This is a genomic window from Paenarthrobacter histidinolovorans (assembly GCF_014647595.1).
Classification (GTDB): Bacteria; Actinomycetota; Actinomycetes; order Actinomycetales; family Micrococcaceae; genus Arthrobacter; species Arthrobacter histidinolovorans.
In genome coordinates this window covers 265,432-279,515 of sequence record NZ_BMPM01000004.1, presented here as the reverse complement: position 1 = coordinate 279,515, position 14,084 = coordinate 265,432, and the positions used below count along the sequence as shown (strand labels likewise).

The 14,084-nt window shown below is 62.7% G+C and carries 12 protein-coding genes; 7 read left to right on the top strand and 5 right to left on the bottom strand.

The features are described 5' to 3' along the window. Nucleotides 1-117: 117 nt before the first annotated feature. The 3 genes from IEY62_RS12000 to rfbB all read right to left on the bottom strand — a co-directional run bounded on the left by IEY62_RS12000 (nucleotide 118) and on the right by rfbB (nucleotide 3,978). Complete coding sequence (locus IEY62_RS12000) at nucleotides 118-1,446, bottom strand: hypothetical protein (protein ID WP_189017950.1); 1,329 nt, start codon at nucleotides 1,444-1,446, stop codon at nucleotides 118-120. A 106-nt stretch (nucleotides 1,447-1,552) separates the two neighbouring features. Next, complete coding sequence (locus tag IEY62_RS11995; protein ID WP_189017947.1) at nucleotides 1,553-2,971, bottom strand: sugar nucleotide-binding protein; 1,419 nt, start codon at nucleotides 2,969-2,971, stop codon at nucleotides 1,553-1,555. 2 nt (nucleotides 2,972-2,973) lie between these two features. Beyond that, nucleotides 2,974-3,978: a dTDP-glucose 4,6-dehydratase gene (gene rfbB, locus IEY62_RS11990; RefSeq protein WP_308424488.1), complete on the bottom strand. Its 1,005-nt coding sequence runs from the start codon at nucleotides 3,976-3,978 to the stop codon at nucleotides 2,974-2,976. Nucleotides 3,979-4,025: 47 nt separating this feature from the next. Between rfbB and rfbA the strand changes: the two genes are divergently transcribed. Further along, nucleotides 4,026-4,892, top strand: a complete 867-nt coding sequence (gene rfbA / locus IEY62_RS11985) for a glucose-1-phosphate thymidylyltransferase RfbA (RefSeq protein WP_189017940.1) — start codon at nucleotides 4,026-4,028, stop codon at nucleotides 4,890-4,892. 5 nt (nucleotides 4,893-4,897) lie between these two features. Here rfbA and IEY62_RS11980 read toward each other — a convergent pair whose 3' ends face one another. Then, nucleotides 4,898-5,830 carry an aldo/keto reductase gene (locus tag IEY62_RS11980; RefSeq protein ID WP_189017937.1) on the bottom strand — a complete coding sequence of 311 codons (933 nt, stop codon included), beginning with the start codon at nucleotides 5,828-5,830 and terminating at the stop codon, nucleotides 4,898-4,900. Between the two features lie 52 nt (nucleotides 5,831-5,882). Here IEY62_RS11980 and IEY62_RS11975 point away from each other — a divergent pair, with 52 nt between their 5' ends. After that, nucleotides 5,883-6,716 carry an undecaprenyl-diphosphate phosphatase gene (locus tag IEY62_RS11975; protein ID WP_189017934.1) on the top strand — a complete coding sequence of 278 codons (834 nt, stop codon included), beginning with the start codon at nucleotides 5,883-5,885 and terminating at the stop codon, nucleotides 6,714-6,716. A 15-nt stretch (nucleotides 6,717-6,731) separates the two neighbouring features. After that, the gene (gene mshC, locus IEY62_RS11970) at nucleotides 6,732-8,009 is read left to right on the top strand and encodes a cysteine--1-D-myo-inosityl 2-amino-2-deoxy-alpha-D-glucopyranoside ligase (protein WP_189017931.1); all 1,278 of its coding nucleotides are present in this window, start codon (nucleotides 6,732-6,734) and stop codon (nucleotides 8,007-8,009) included. Nucleotides 8,010-8,084: 75 nt separating this feature from the next. Here the strand turns inward: mshC and IEY62_RS11965 are convergent, their stop codons facing one another. Continuing rightward, nucleotides 8,085-8,990 carry a PAC2 family protein gene (locus IEY62_RS11965; RefSeq protein WP_189017928.1) on the bottom strand — a complete coding sequence of 302 codons (906 nt, stop codon included), beginning with the start codon at nucleotides 8,988-8,990 and terminating at the stop codon, nucleotides 8,085-8,087. A 30-nt stretch (nucleotides 8,991-9,020) separates the two neighbouring features. On the opposite strand from IEY62_RS11965, the gene IEY62_RS11960 reads away from it, so the two are divergent. From IEY62_RS11960 to arc, 4 genes are all read left to right on the top strand, one after another. After that, nucleotides 9,021-9,833 carry an HAD family hydrolase gene (locus tag IEY62_RS11960; protein ID WP_189017925.1) on the top strand — a complete coding sequence of 271 codons (813 nt, stop codon included), beginning with the start codon at nucleotides 9,021-9,023 and terminating at the stop codon, nucleotides 9,831-9,833. After that, nucleotides 9,834-10,997, top strand: a complete 1,164-nt coding sequence (locus tag IEY62_RS11955; RefSeq protein ID WP_189017922.1) for a site-2 protease family protein — start codon at nucleotides 9,834-9,836, stop codon at nucleotides 10,995-10,997. A 113-nt stretch (nucleotides 10,998-11,110) separates the two neighbouring features. After that, nucleotides 11,111-12,175, top strand: coding sequence for a tRNA (adenine-N1)-methyltransferase (locus IEY62_RS11950; protein ID WP_229785241.1), 1,065 nt, complete (start codon nucleotides 11,111-11,113; stop codon nucleotides 12,173-12,175). Nucleotides 12,176-12,271: 96 nt separating this feature from the next. Continuing rightward, nucleotides 12,272-14,080 carry a proteasome ATPase gene (gene arc, locus IEY62_RS11945; protein ID WP_189017919.1) on the top strand — a complete coding sequence of 603 codons (1,809 nt, stop codon included), beginning with the start codon at nucleotides 12,272-12,274 and terminating at the stop codon, nucleotides 14,078-14,080. Nucleotides 14,081-14,084: the final 4 nt, after the last annotated feature.

Sequence of the window (14,084 nt, the reverse complement as noted above, 5' to 3'; positions counted from 1 at the left end):
CGACATGTTCACTTGAGTTGTCTCCCGGCCTCCTGCCAGAGGCTGCCGTAGGGCTACTTTAGGCCCGTTTTCCGGAGTCCGCCAGAGCTCGGCCGCACTTTGCCGTCCGGGTACGCGCTAAAGGCTGATGCGATAGACATGGTGCGTGTATTCGTTCGCGAAAGCATCAGTGAATTTCCCGCCCTGGATGTGAATCGTACGGTTCTCACCCAGCACCTCCACCGTGGATCCGGCGATCCCGCCGGGGAGAGTGAACGTCCTGGTTCCGGTGATCCCGTCGTCAGTCATCGCGAAAATATAGGCGCTTCCGTCCTTGGCTTTGAGCATCGTGTCCGTCCCTTGGCCAAAATCCCACACATAGGACTGGGTGTTGATGATCGGCGCCAAGGCAGTGATGGCATGGTTTACGACCCCCGCCGCAGCCACTTGGTCCTTCAAGCATGCAGCGCTGTGTATCCGGGCGTCCTGGAAAGCGTCGCCGCTGATGCAATCGTTGACGTTTTGCTGGTCCGGGGACTGGCTGAACCACACGATGCCCCGTGCCTCGTGGATGATCGACGCCCACACCTGGGCTTGAACTTGCTCGGGGCCCAACTGCTTGTAACCACCGGTGGAACCGCCGGTGCTGATCACGGTCGGAAGTGCCCAGAGAGGCGCTTGTACACCCCGCGCTGCATTGATTTCCTGCTGGAGCTGCATGATCTTCCCGTAGCTGGACGCCGTCCGGCAGTTCGCTTGGGTGATGGGATTCTGTTCCGTGGGCGTCCGCCAGCGCAGCGTCCCGTCACCCCAGTCGCACTGGGGGACGGCGTAGAAGTACTGGTCCACGGAGTTCACGTTCGCAGTTCCGAAGTAGTCCATCGACAACTGCATGGGTACGTCGTAGGTGACGATCCCCGAGGTCCAGTTCGAGTAGGTGAACCTGCCCGTTGCTGCGGGATCGTGTTGGGCTGCCAGTTGCTTCATGTGGGCCAGCCCGGCTACGGGGTCATATCTGCCGTCCACTTCGTCGTCCAGGACACTTCCTACCTGCCGGTCCCAGCCGGCCGGTGCGTCCTTGGTAGCGAAAAGGGTGAACATGCCGTGGGCGGCGATGGCTGCACTGGAGGCGTCAGGATTGCCCTGCACGTAGGTATTGATGCCAAGGGATTTGTCGTAGGCCAGTTGCGCATCGCTGCCAGGGGATCCGTACCAGATCGCGATGGGTAAGAACGACGGATCGCTCCAGCCGGCTGCGGTGGCCTTGGCGAACTGCTTCCAGTATGCCGGTCCGCCTTCCCACGGAATGCGGGGAAGCTCATGGAGCGCGTCCGCACGCACCACCGGGGCTGCTGTGGGCTCCGGCTGCGGAAGCGCGGTTGTCCTCGGTTCGGTGCCAGGGATCGTGCTCGCCCAGAACAGCAGGCCCAGTGTCAAAGCCATCGTGGTGAAGTAGCGAACCCTCATAGCGTCATCTTCTTCCGCAACCCAAGGATGAGTACCTCAAAGGATGGCACCAGCGTCGCGAATCCGTAACCCGCCGTCGTCAATTGACCTGGGTGCGGGCCCACGTTCAGGAGGGCTTTTGCCCTGACTTGTGTTGGAGATACCCGGCAAGACGCTGCGACGCGTCCGGGGGAGCGAACCCGCTTGCCGAAATTTTGGCCAGGTCCAGGACGCTGTTGGCCGGGCGCGGCGCCATGTCCGGCTTGTTGTAGTCGGCGGTGCGGACCGGACGCACCAGCCGGGGATCCGCTCCGCACAGCCGGTAGACGTCTGCGGCAACATCTGCCCAGCTCTGCTCGCCACCGCTGTTGCTGATGTTGTAAGTGCCATAGGGGGCTTGGGAATCAAGCAGGTGCCTGATCCCCGCCGCAAGGTCCACGGCAAAGCTCAAGCGGCCGAACTGGTCATCAACCACGCCCGGCGACGCACCTTTGGCAGCGAGGCCGGCCATGGTCCGGACAAAGTTCCGGCCGTCGCCCACCACCCAGCTCGTCCTGACGATGTAGTGCCGCGGCACGGTACCCACGGCGATGTCACCGGCGGCTTTGCTCTGCCCGTACACGCCCAAGGGCGTAAAAGCCTCGTCCTCCCGGTGGGGCTTGGCGGTCCCGTCAAAGACGTAATCGCTGGATACATGGACCAGGGTCAGTGAATGATCGACGGCGGCGGCCGCCAACCGGGAGACGGCAGCTGCGTTGATTGTCCAGGCAGCTGCACGGCCTTCAGGGCTTTCGGCTGCATCTACCGCGGTATACGCTGCGGCGTTGATGATCGTGGAGTAATCGCGCCAGCTCAGCGACCGGTAGGAATCTGCACAGGTGATGTCAAAATCCTGGCGACCGGCGAAGTCCACGGTGGTGTCGCCGTCGAACGCTTGCCGGAGTGCAGTGCCCAACTGGCCATCGGCGCCCAGCACCAGCGTGCGCCGCTTCTGCATCGGGGTGACGCCGGCCAGGCGCGGGTGGTTCTTGTCCTCCTCCGACACGGTGGCTTCGCTGAGCGGTATCGGCCAGGGCACAGCAACTTGTTCGTCTGCAAGGTTCAGGAAGGTGTAGTTCTTCCGGGCCTCGGGGCTCCAGTGGTCGTTCACCAGATAGGTGTAGGCGGTATCGGGGTCCAGGGTCTGGAAAGCATTGCCCACGCCACGGGGCACGAACACTGCCTTGCCCGGCGTCAACTCTGCAGTGAACAAGACACCGAAGGTCGGCCCTTCCCGGAGGTCCACCCAGGCCCCGAAGATACGCCCGGAGGCCAAGGAGATGAACTTGTCCCAGGGCTCGGCATGGATGCCCCGCGTCGTACCGCGTACGGCGTTGAACGATATGTTGTTCTGCACCGGCCCAAAGTCCGGAAGCCCCGCAGCCACCATTTTGCCGCGGTGCCAGTTTTCCTTGAACCAGCCGCGGCTGTCAGTGTGAACCGGGAGTTCCAGCAGTATCAATCCCGGAATCGTGGTTGGAGTGGTGGCCAACTCCCGCGGGTCCACGGCTAGTGCCCTTGGCCTGCGTATTTTGATTCGGTGACCGCCTTCTGCGGGCGCCACCAGTCTTCGTTGGCTCTGTACCACTGCACGGTCTCTGCCAGGCCGGAGGCAAAGTCGGAGAACCGCGGCGTCCAACCAAGTTCCGTGCGCAGCTTGGTGGAGTCGATGGCGTATCGCAGATCGTGTCCGGGCCGGTCCTTGACCAGGTCGTAAGCATCAGGTTGTTGTCCGTTGAGGGTGAGGAGCATTTCCACCACCTCGCGGTTCGACCGCTCGCCATCTGCCCCGATCAGGTAGGTTTCACCCACCTGGCCGCGTTCAAGGATCGTCAAAACCGCGGAGGAATGGTCTTCCACATGGATCCAGTCCCGGACGTTCAATCCTTGGCCGTACAGCCGCGGGCGCACGCCGTCCAGGATGTTGGTGATTTGCCGCGGAATGAACTTCTCAACGTGCTGGTACGGGCCGTAGTTGTTGGAGCAGTTGCTGATGGTCGCCTGCAGGCCGAACGAACGCACCCAGGCCCGCACCAACATATCCGAGCCCGCCTTCGTGGCGGAGTAGGGGCTTGTAGGCCGGTAAACGGAGTCCTCGGTGAATTTGCGCGGTTCGTCCAAGGCGAGGTCTCCATACACTTCATCGGTGGAGATGTGGTGGAAACGTGTTCCATGCTTGCGGGCAGCCTCGATGAGGGTAAAGGTTCCCGCCAGGTTGGTGTCAATGAAGGGACGGGGATCGGCCAGGGAGTTGTCGTTGTGCGACTCTGCAGCGAAGTGGACCACTGCGTCCACCGAGGATGTCAGCGGGTCCACGATCCCGGCATCGCAAATATCGCCTTTTTGGAAATCGAAACGGCTGGAGGGCAATCCGGACAGTGATTCCAAGCTGCCGGCGTAGGTCAATTTGTCCAGGACAGTGACATGGAGGCCGGTGTGCTCCATGATGAAGTGAACAAAATTGCATCCGATGAATCCGGCCCCGCCGGTGACAAGGATTCTCTGCATGGCCATAGCGTAACCGTCCGGGACGGGGAAGTGCAGCGGGAGAGGACAGCTAGATGCGCGGAATTATTCTTGCCGGTGGCACTGGATCCCGGCTTCATCCGATTACGCTCGCCATCAGTAAACAATTGGTTCCGGTCTTCGATAAACCGATGATTTACTACCCGCTGTGCACCCTGATGTTGGCGGGAATCCGGGACATCCTGATCATCACAACGCCTGCCGACGGCCACCAATTCGAAAATCTCCTGGGGGATGGCTCGCAATTCGGCGTTAATCTGCGGTACGCCCGCCAGCCCACGCCCGATGGACTCGCCCAGGCATTCATCCTGGGGGAAGAACATATTGGAAGCGGCAAGGTGGCGCTCATCCTGGGTGACAACATCTTCAACGGCCCCGGCATGGGCAACCAGCTCCGTCATTACGCCGACGTCGACGGCGGCGCGATTTTCGGCTATTGGGTCAAGGACCCATCAGCTTACGGTGTGGTGGAATTCGACGACGACGGCCTGGCTGTTTCCATTGAAGAGAAGCCCGCTGTTCCCAAAAGCAACTATGCGGTGCCCGGCCTTTACTTTTATGACAACAATGTGGTGGCGATGGCAAAAGACCTTCAGCCGTCTCCGCGCGGGGAGTTGGAAATCACTGACATCAACCGCAAGTACATGGAGCTTGGACGGTTGCATGTGCAGAAGTTCCCGCGGGGGACAGCATGGCTGGACACGGGAACCTTCAGCGACCTCAACGATGCTTCAAATTACGTCCGAACCACGGAGAACAGGCAGGGCTTGAAAATCGGGGCTCCGGAGGAGGTGGCATGGCGGATGGGTTACCTGACCGACGACGAACTGCGCCGGCAGGCCGCCAAGCTCGCCAAAAGCGGCTACGGAAGCTATCTGCTGGACATCCTGGACCGACGCTGAGCGCGCTAAGCAGCCGAAACGTCTTCCAGGGCCCGGGCAATCTCCGACGGGAGCGCGGACAATTGCGCGTCAAGCAGTTCCTTGAGCTGGACGGCGTTCCTGGGTCCCACTATCGCAGTGGAAACACCCGGCCGGGAGAGCAACCAGCTCAGCGACACATCCAGCGGTGTCCGGCCCAGGCCACGCGCAGCCATAGCCACTGCTTCCACAACCCTTGACTCCCGGGGCTCCAAATAAGGCTCAACGTACCCAGCCAGCCTGCCCTGGGCTGCACGGGAGTCGGCCGGAATCTGTCCCCGGTACTTTCCGCTGAGCACCCCGCGTCCCAGCGGAGCCCAAGCCATCAATCCAAGGCCGGCGTCCTCTACGGCAGGGATGAGTTCTTCTTCGGGCTTGCGGTGGACCAGGGAATATTCGGACTGGTTGGCCACCAAGGTGAAACCGGCCACGGCCGAAGCCTTGGCGGTTTGCCAGCCGTTGTAGTTGGAAATGCCCACGTAGCGCGCCCGCCCGCTACGCTGCGCCAGTTCCAAAGCCGAGAGCGTTTCATCCAAGGGCACATTGGGGTCCCATTCCTGGGCAAACCAGATGTCGATGTAGTCCGTTCCGAGCCTGGCCAGGCTCGCATCCAAAGCAGAAAGCAACGCGCCACGGGAAGCGTTGATACTGCGGCGTGTCTCTGACGACGACACGCCGGCTTTCGTGGAGATCACCACCTCCGACCGGGCGACAACATCACCGAGCATGGATCCCAGCATTGCCTCGGCCTGGCCTTGCGCATAGGACGCCGCCGTGTCCACAACCGTTCCACCGGCCGCAACGAACGCGTGGAGCAATTCGGCAGCGTCTTGTTCATCGGTCTCCTGCGCCCAGGACATGGTTCCAAGGGACAAGGAGGACACGCGGAACCCACTGTTCCCGACATAACGCTGCTGCATAGCAGCTAGCTTACGGGCAGTTACCAGTGTTCATGACGTAGGGTCTATTCACGTGAACTGGATAGAAGCAGCCTTGCTGGGCCTTGTGCAGGGCCTCACCGAATTCCTCCCGATCTCCTCGAGCGCGCACCTGCGGATCGTCGGCTCATTCCTGCCGGATGCAGCCGATCCAGGGGCAGCCTTTACTGCCATCACGCAATTGGGAACCGAGACCGCCGTCATCGTCTACTTTTGGCGTGACATCGTCCGCATTGTGCGGGCCTGGTTCGGCTCCCTGACGGGCAAGGTGGAGCGCAACGACCCCGACGCCCGCATGGGCTGGCTGGTCATCCTGGGCAGCTTGCCCATCATCGTTCTTGGGCTGCTGTTCCAGGACCAGATCGAGTCGGTGCTTCGCAGCATGTGGATCGTTGCCACCATGCTGATTGTGTTCGGCATGATCCTGGCCGTCGCGGACGCCATTGGACGGCAGGAGCGTGACCTGACGCAACTGACCTACAAGCACGGCATTCTCTATGGCTTCGCGCAGGCCATGGCCTTGATACCAGGCGTTTCACGCTCCGGCGGCACGATCACAGCCGGCCTGCTCATGGGCTACACCCGTGAAGCAGCAGCACGCTATTCCTTCCTGCTTGCCATTCCCGCCGTGTTCGGCAGCGGGCTGTACCAGCTCTACAAGACCGTCTCGAACGAAGGCCTGGCCGGCCCCTACGGTCTGCCCGAAACAGCCCTGGCAACGGTCATCGCCTTCGTTGTGGGTTACGTCATCATCGGCTGGTTCCTGAAATTCGTGTCCACGCGGAGTTACCGGCTTTTCGTTTGGTACAGGATCCTCCTTGGTCTGGCGTTGTATGTCCTGCTCGGTTTCGGTGTGATCAGTGCCTAGCACTAAGGTTGAGTCGTGAAATCGTGGATCTCCCGCCCTGTCCCTGAGCTGCCCGGCAGCATGCCGCCCATCCGGCTGTACGACACCGCCCTGGGTCGAGTCGTGGAGGTGGAGCGGCAGGCGGAACAATCCATGTACGTCTGCGGCATCACGCCCTACGACGCAACACACATGGGCCACGCCGCAAGCTACGTGTCGTTCGATCTGTTGAACCGGGCCTGGCGGGACGCGGGCGTCCGGGTCTCCTACGTCCAGAACGTTACGGACGTGGACGACCCCCTCCTGGAACGGGCCACCGCAACGGGCGTGGACTGGCGTGAACTGGCACAAAGCCAGATCGAGCTGTTCCAGACCGACATGGACGCCCTGAACGTTCTCGCGCCAAACCACTACATCGGTGCCGTCGAGGCCATCCCGGACATCGTGCCGGCCATCGAGCAACTCATCGCCGACGGCGTGGCTTATCGCGTCCAGGGCAGCGACGGAGAACCCGACGGCGACATCTACTACGACGTCGAAACCGCCGGAAAGCGCTCCAGCGCCACTGACGCCTGGAAGCTCGGTGAGGTCTCCGGCCTTGGCGAAAGCGAAATGCTCACGTTGTTCGCCGAGCGTGGGGGAGACCCCGCACGGCCAGGGAAGCGCAACGCACTGGACCCCCTCCTGTGGCGTGTCGCCCGTGACGGCGAGCCCAGTTGGCCGGGAGCAAGTCTCGGAGCCGGCAGGCCAGGATGGCACATCGAATGTACCGTGATCGCGCAGAAGTACCTTCCGGCGCCGTTCACAGTGCAGGGTGGGGGATCTGACCTGATCTTCCCCCATCACGAAATGGGAGCCGGCCACGCCTACTCACTCTCCGGCGTCCCACTGGCCCGCCACTTTTGCCACGCCGGAATGGTGGGTTTGGACGGAGAAAAGATGAGCAAATCAAAGGGAAACCTGGTGCTCGTCTCCAAGCTCCGCGCCGCCGGTGAGGAACCTGCCGCCATCCGTCTGGCAATCCTTGCCAACCACTACCGCTCCGACTGGTCCTGGACCAACGAGGGTTTCGCCGCAGCCAAGGACAGGCTCGCACTCTGGCGGGCAGCCGTGGAACAGGCCCCGGCCGGTTCGGCGGGCACCCTCGTCTCGGCCATGCGCAAGGAGCTGGCCAATGACCTCAACGCCCCTGGTGCCCTTGCCGCCGTCGACCAATGGGCCAAGGAGTCCGTCAGCAGTGGTGCCGAAGCGTCCGCCCAGGACGCGGCACTGGTTTCTGACGCCATCGACGCTTTGCTCGGGGTGGAGCTCTAAGCCCGCAATCCCCGTGGAATGTGGAACGGCCCCGACGAAAGTCGGGGCCGTTCCACATTCTGCAGTCCAGTGTCCTTACGGGCGCTCTTTGCCGCGCCGCTTCAGGTAGCGCTCGAATTCCCGGGCAATCGACTCGCCCGACGCTTCCGGAAGGTCTGCTGTGTCCTTCGCTTCCTCCAGCTGGCGCACGTATGCGGCAATTTCAGGGTCTTCCGTTGCGAGCTCATCCACGCCGCGCTCCCAGGCCTCGGACTCTTCGGCAAGAGCATGGCTGTCCAGCGGAACCTGGAGCAGGTCCTCGATCCGGTGCAGGATAGCGAGCTGGGCTTTGGGCGATGGCGGCTGGGCAACATAGTGGGGGACAGCGGCCCACAGGGATACCGTGGGCAGGCCCGCCAGCAGGGCGAATTCAGCAAGGACCCCCACGATGCCTACAGGGCCCTCATACTGTGACGCTTCCAGGTTGAGGCGCTCCCGCAAGGAGTTGTCTTCGGTCGTGGTGCTGACCGGAATCGGGCGGCTGTGCGGAACGTCGGCAAGCAAGGCACCGACCAGGATGACGGCGTCCACCTTGAGCGCTTCAGCGTGCACCAGAAGTTCGGTGGTGTAGGCACGCCAACGGTAGGAAGGCTCCGTTCCAAGGACAAAAACGGCGTCCACGTTGCTGTCCGGAACTGAGGCCTTGTAGATCCGTGTCGATGGCCATTTAACCTTTCGGGCGCCGGATGAAGTGCGCCGCACGGTGGGCCGGGTGAACTGGAAATCGTAATATTCCTCGGCGTCCACCGTGGCAACCTTTTTGCCGTCCCATAGTTTGTTCAGGTAGTGCAGGGCATCGCTGGCGGCTTCACCGGCGTCGTTCCAGCCCTCGAAGGCAGCGATCATTACGGTGACGCGCTGGCCTTCCGCGGGTTCCTTGAGGAAACGCTCGGGCTCCGCGGTGATGTCCTGCCCTTCGGGGGTCCCGTCCACACTGTTCATCCACTCACCCTACGTCGAAGACCCTGATGGATGCATGGCATTTCGTGTCAACGCGTGTCCCATATTCGCCCACAGCACAACGCCAGGACTATCGACCACCAGGTTCCACGTAGACTGGAAACCATGCATTCGTTACCCAGCCAGCCCCTCCTCAAAGCCGTGCTCTGGGATATGGATGGCACACTCGTGGATACCGAACCCTATTGGATCGCTGCCGAGCGCGCCTTGGTGGAATCGCATGGCGGCAGTTGGTCACACCATCAAGCCATGCAGCTGGTGGGTCAGTCCCTGCTTCATTCGGCAGCCGTCCTGCAGGCCGCCGGCGTCCGGCTTGAGGCCCGTGAAATCGTGGACACCCTCAGCGCTCAGGTCATCGCCGAGGTCCGCAAGGAGGTCCCGTGGAGGCCCGGTGCGCGTGAACTTCTCGATGACCTTCACACAGCAGGCATCCGTTGTGCGCTGGTGACCATGTCCGAAGGCCCCCTCGCCGGAGTGGTGGTGGAGAGCCTCCCCAAGCCTTACTTCGAGTTCATGGTCACCGGCGATACCGTAACCAACGGCAAGCCACACCCTGAGGCCTACCTGACCGCGGTCGAACGCCTCAGGCTGGACGATCCCGCCCTGACCATCCACCATTGCGTGGCCTTGGAAGACTCCGTACCCGGTGCAACGGCCGCCATCGCTTCAGGGGTGGTCACAGTAGGCATTCCCCATCAGGTTCCCCTGCCGGAGGACCCACGCATGATCATGTGGCCCACCCTGGTGGGCCGGACGGCTCCGGATCTGCATCAGCTGGTCAATGACCGTTTCGCCACAGCGAACCTGCTTGAAGGGGCCAACTAGGTGAGCAGTCCCACCACTCCGCACCATGTTGTGACAAAGCGGGAAGGCATCCCGCTGGGCAGGATCGCGGGCGTTCCTGTCTACCTGGCGTATTCGTGGTTCGTTATCGCCGCCATCACTGTTGTCTTCTACGGCCCGGTTGTCATTGACTTGTTCCCGGGCATTGGCAACTGGGGATACCTGGTTGGGCTGGCCATCGCGTTGCTGCTTGCTGTGTCGGTGCTGATCCACGAACTGGCACACGCGCTGAGCGCCCGGGCGTTCGGGTGGCCCAGCGAGAAAATCGTCCTCAATCTCTGGGGCGGTCACACGCAGTTCGAGAACTTCACGGCTTCCCCCGGCCGCTCCGTCACCGTTGCCCTCGCCGGACCGGCTTCAAACTTCGTCATCGCCGGAGTGATGTGGGCGATTCTGTCAACACACACCCTGACCGGCGTACCCGCCATGCTCGCGGACATCCTGCGACTGGCAAACCTCGTGATCGGTATCTTCAACGTCCTTCCCGGCATGCCGCTGGACGGCGGCCGGCTGGTGGAATCCGCTGTATGGAAAGCCACCGGCAGCCAGGACAAGGGAACCATTGCAGCCGGCTGGTCGGGTCGGATCATCGTGGTTGCCCTGGTCATCTGGTTCATCGTTGTGCCCTTCCTGCAAGGGCAGCTGCCCAACCTGATGTACACCGTCATTACTGTCCTCGTCTGCGGTTTCCTGTGGATGAGCGCTTCAAGCTCCATCCATCACGCGAAACTGCGCAGCCGGCTGTATCTCGTCACCGCCGCCGGCCTGGCAGAGCCCGCCGTCGGAGTGCCCAACACAGCCACCGTGGCTGATGTCCTCGCCATCGCACCCGCGGGGAGTCCCGCCGTCGTGATCTTCGGACCCGACGGCAGGCCCCAAGGGGTGGTGGACAGCGGCGCCACCGCCAGCGTCCCGCCGGAAGCGGCGACGACGACGCCCGTCACCGCGGTCGCCCACGCCCTGGCAGCAGGTGCTTACGTCCCCGAATGGTCCAAGGGCCAGGAACTGATCCAGTACTTGGCGCGCCTGGAAGGCGGCGAATACGCTGTGGTGGACCACAACGGAATCGTCACCGGCCTGCTCCGCCAGGAGGCCGTCGTAACAGCCATAACAGGCAAGGAAGCCCGCCGGAGCGGTCGCCCCTGACTCAACGCCCGGTAGAGTTACATGCCGGCCGTCAAAGCAAAGAACCCACTGTCTCTGGCGCCACCAGCCAGCAACACGTCGCGGCCCAGCCGTACAAGAGCGAGGAACACCACATGAGCAGCGAAACCGCCGCCCCCGAGGCCAACGCAGGCCCTGACGAGGCAGCCACAGGCTCCACCCTGCAGCCGACGGGCGCTGCGCGGCGTCGCGGACCCTTCCGCGTGGGCGAGCGGGTCCAGCTCACGGACGAACGCGGCCGGATGAACACCATCATGCTGGAGGTCGGCGGCGCGTTCCATACCCACCGCGGTTTCCTGAACCACGATGAGATCATCGGCAAGATGGACGGCTCGGTGGTGACCAACAACGTCGGCCAGCAGTACCAGACGCTGAGGCCGCTGCTCTCGGACTTCGTCCTGTCCATGCCCCGCGGCGCGGCCGTTGTCTACCCCAAAGACGCCGGTCAGATTGTCACCATGGCCGACATCTTCCCCGGCGCCCGGGTTGTGGAAGCCGGCGTTGGATCCGGCGCGCTGTCCATCTCCCTGCTCCGTGCAGTAGGCGATGGCGGCTACCTGCACTCCTTCGAACGCCGGGAAGAATTCGCGGACATCGCCAGGGGCAACGTCGAAACCATTTTCGGCGGCCCGCACCCTGCGTGGCAGATCTCCCTCGGCGACTTCCAGGAGGAAGTCGTCAAGGCCGAAGCACCCGGGTCCGTTGACCGCGTGGTCCTGGACATGCTCGCCCCGTGGGAGTGCTTGGACGCAGTAGCAACAGTCCTGGCCCCCGGTGGCGTCTGGATCAACTACGTAGCCACCGTCACCCAGTTGTCGCGCACGGCCGAGGCCATCCGCGCTGATGGCCGCTTTACCGAGCCGGACGCCTGGGAATCCATGGTCCGCGGCTGGCACCTCGAAGGACTCGCCGTCCGTCCCGACCACCGGATGGTTGCCCACACAGGCTTCCTGCTGGTCACCCGCCGGCTGGCCGATGGCGTGACGGGCATTTCCGTAAAGCGTCGTCCTTCCAAGACCGAATTCAGCGAAGAGGACCTCAACGCCTGGACCCCCGGCGCAGTCGGGGAACGTTCCGTATCGGACAAAAAGCTCCGCCGGGCCGCCCGTGACGCCATCGCCGGGACCAACGTCCAGGACGACCCCACGGTCACAAACTGAAAAGGTCACAATAGGGTCCGTATTCCGGATGTCACCCAGCACCCTGAGCTTTTCGGGACTAAGGTCTTGTTAAGCGCAGGAAGGGGCTGATGAATCGTGGATACGCCAAACAACGACCTTGGACGGCCGACGCCGGAGGATGCAAACACAGCGGCTGAGGAAAGGGCGGGCCGGGGTCCCGCCCCAGTTCAACCGCAGGAAGCTTCGACGGACCTGACTGTTGCCGAACGGCAGATCAACATCCTTCGGGACAAGCTGCGCCACATCGACCGCCAGCTGGCTGCCGCCACGCAGAACAACAGCAAACTCGTGAGCATGCTCGAAACGGCCAAGGCCGAAATACTCCGCTTGAAGGGCGCACTGGAGCAGGAAGGGCAGCCGCCCTACAGCTTCGGCACCGTGCTCCAGATCAACCCCCGCAAGCAGCCGGCACCCGGCAACTCCGGGCAGGCAGCCACCGAAGAGTCAGTGGACATCTTCAATGCAGGCCGGAAGATGCGTGTGGGCGTCAGCCCGCTGGTGAACCTCAACCAGCTGGCAGTGGGACAGGAGGTCCTGCTCAACGAGGCACTCCTGATCGTGGCGGGGCTCGGGTACGAGCGGGCCGGTGAGCTGGTCACCCTGAAGGAATTGCTGGGCAAGGACCGCGCCCTGGTGGTCGGCCGCGCCGACGAAGAAAGGGTGGTCCGGCTGTCCGGCGCCCTCCAGGAAATCCACTTGAAGGTGGGCGACGCCTTGTCGCTGGACTCCCGGACGGGTTACGCCCTGGAGAAGGTCCCGCGCGCCGAGGTGGAGAACCTTGTCCTGGAAGAAGTTCCGGACATCACCTACCAGGACATCGGCGGCCTGGGTCCCCAGATCGAACAGATCCGCGACGCCGTCGAACTGCCGTTCCTTCATCCGGACCTCTACCGCGAACATGGCTTGAAGGCGCCCAAGGGAATCCTGCTCTACGGCCCTCCGGGCTGCGGCAAGACCCTCATTGCCAAGGCGGTGGCGAACTCCCTCGCGGCCCGCGCGGCAGAACGCGCCGGCAACACCGACCTCAAGAGCTACTTCCTGAACATCAAGGGCCCTGAGCTCCTGGACAAGTACGTGGGTGAGACCGAACGGCACATCCGCCTGATTTTTGCCCGGGCCCGCGAGAAGGCCTCGGACGGCAGCCCCGTCGTCGTGTTCTTCGATGAGATGGACTCCCTCTTCCGCACCCGCGGCACCGGCGTATCATCCGATGTCGAAACCACCATCGTGCCGCAGCTGCTCAGTGAAATCGACGGCGTGGAGCGTTTGGACAACGTGATTGTCATTGGGGCTTCAAACCGCGAGGACATGATCGACCCCGCCATCCTCCGGCCAGGTCGGCTGGACGTAAAAGTAAAGATCCAGAGGCCGGACGCGGAGGCAGCGGCGGATATTTTCGGCAAGTACATCACCACGGACCTGCCGTTCCACGCCCAGGACCTTGCCGAGTACGGGGGAGACGTCCAGGCAACGGTGGATGCCATGGTCCAGCGCACCGTGGAGGCCATGTACTCCACCGAGAAGTCCAATGAGTACCTTGAGGTCACCTATGCCAACGGTGACACCGAGATGCTCTACTTCAAAGACTTCAATTCCGGAGCCGTGGTCCAGAACGTGGTGGACAGGGCCAAGAAGTACGCCATCAAGGACCTCCTGACCAACAACCAGAAGGGTCTTCGGATCGAGCACCTGCTGCGCGCAGTGGTGGATGAGTTCCGCGAGCACGAGGACATGCCGAACACCACCAACCCTGATGACTGGGCCCGGATTTCCGGCAAGAAGGGTGAACGCATCACTTACATCCGTACGATCGTCCAGGGCAAAGCCGGTCAGGAACCGGGTAAGTCCATCGAAACCACCGCCAACACGGGCCAGTACCTGTGACAGC

Excerpts from the sequence above, each read along its gene's own strand:
- IEY62_RS12000 (WP_189017950.1), bottom strand. The coding sequence starts at position 1,446 with ATGAGGGTTCGCTACTTCACCACGATGGCTTTGACACTGGGCCTGCTG.
- rfbB (WP_308424488.1), bottom strand. The coding sequence starts at position 3,978 with ATGGCCATGCAGAGAATCCTTGTCACCGGCGGGGCCGGATTCATCGGA.
- rfbA (WP_189017940.1), top strand. The coding sequence starts at position 4,026 with ATGCGCGGAATTATTCTTGCCGGTGGCACTGGATCCCGGCTTCATCCG.
- IEY62_RS11980 (WP_189017937.1), bottom strand. The coding sequence starts at position 5,830 with ATGCAGCAGCGTTATGTCGGGAACAGTGGGTTCCGCGTGTCCTCCTTG.
- IEY62_RS11965 (WP_189017928.1), bottom strand. The coding sequence starts at position 8,990 with ATGAACAGTGTGGACGGGACCCCCGAAGGGCAGGACATCACCGCGGAG.
- IEY62_RS11960 (WP_189017925.1), top strand. The coding sequence starts at position 9,021 with ATGCATGGCATTTCGTGTCAACGCGTGTCCCATATTCGCCCACAGCAC.
- IEY62_RS11950 (WP_229785241.1), top strand. The coding sequence starts at position 11,111 with ATGAGCAGCGAAACCGCCGCCCCCGAGGCCAACGCAGGCCCTGACGAG.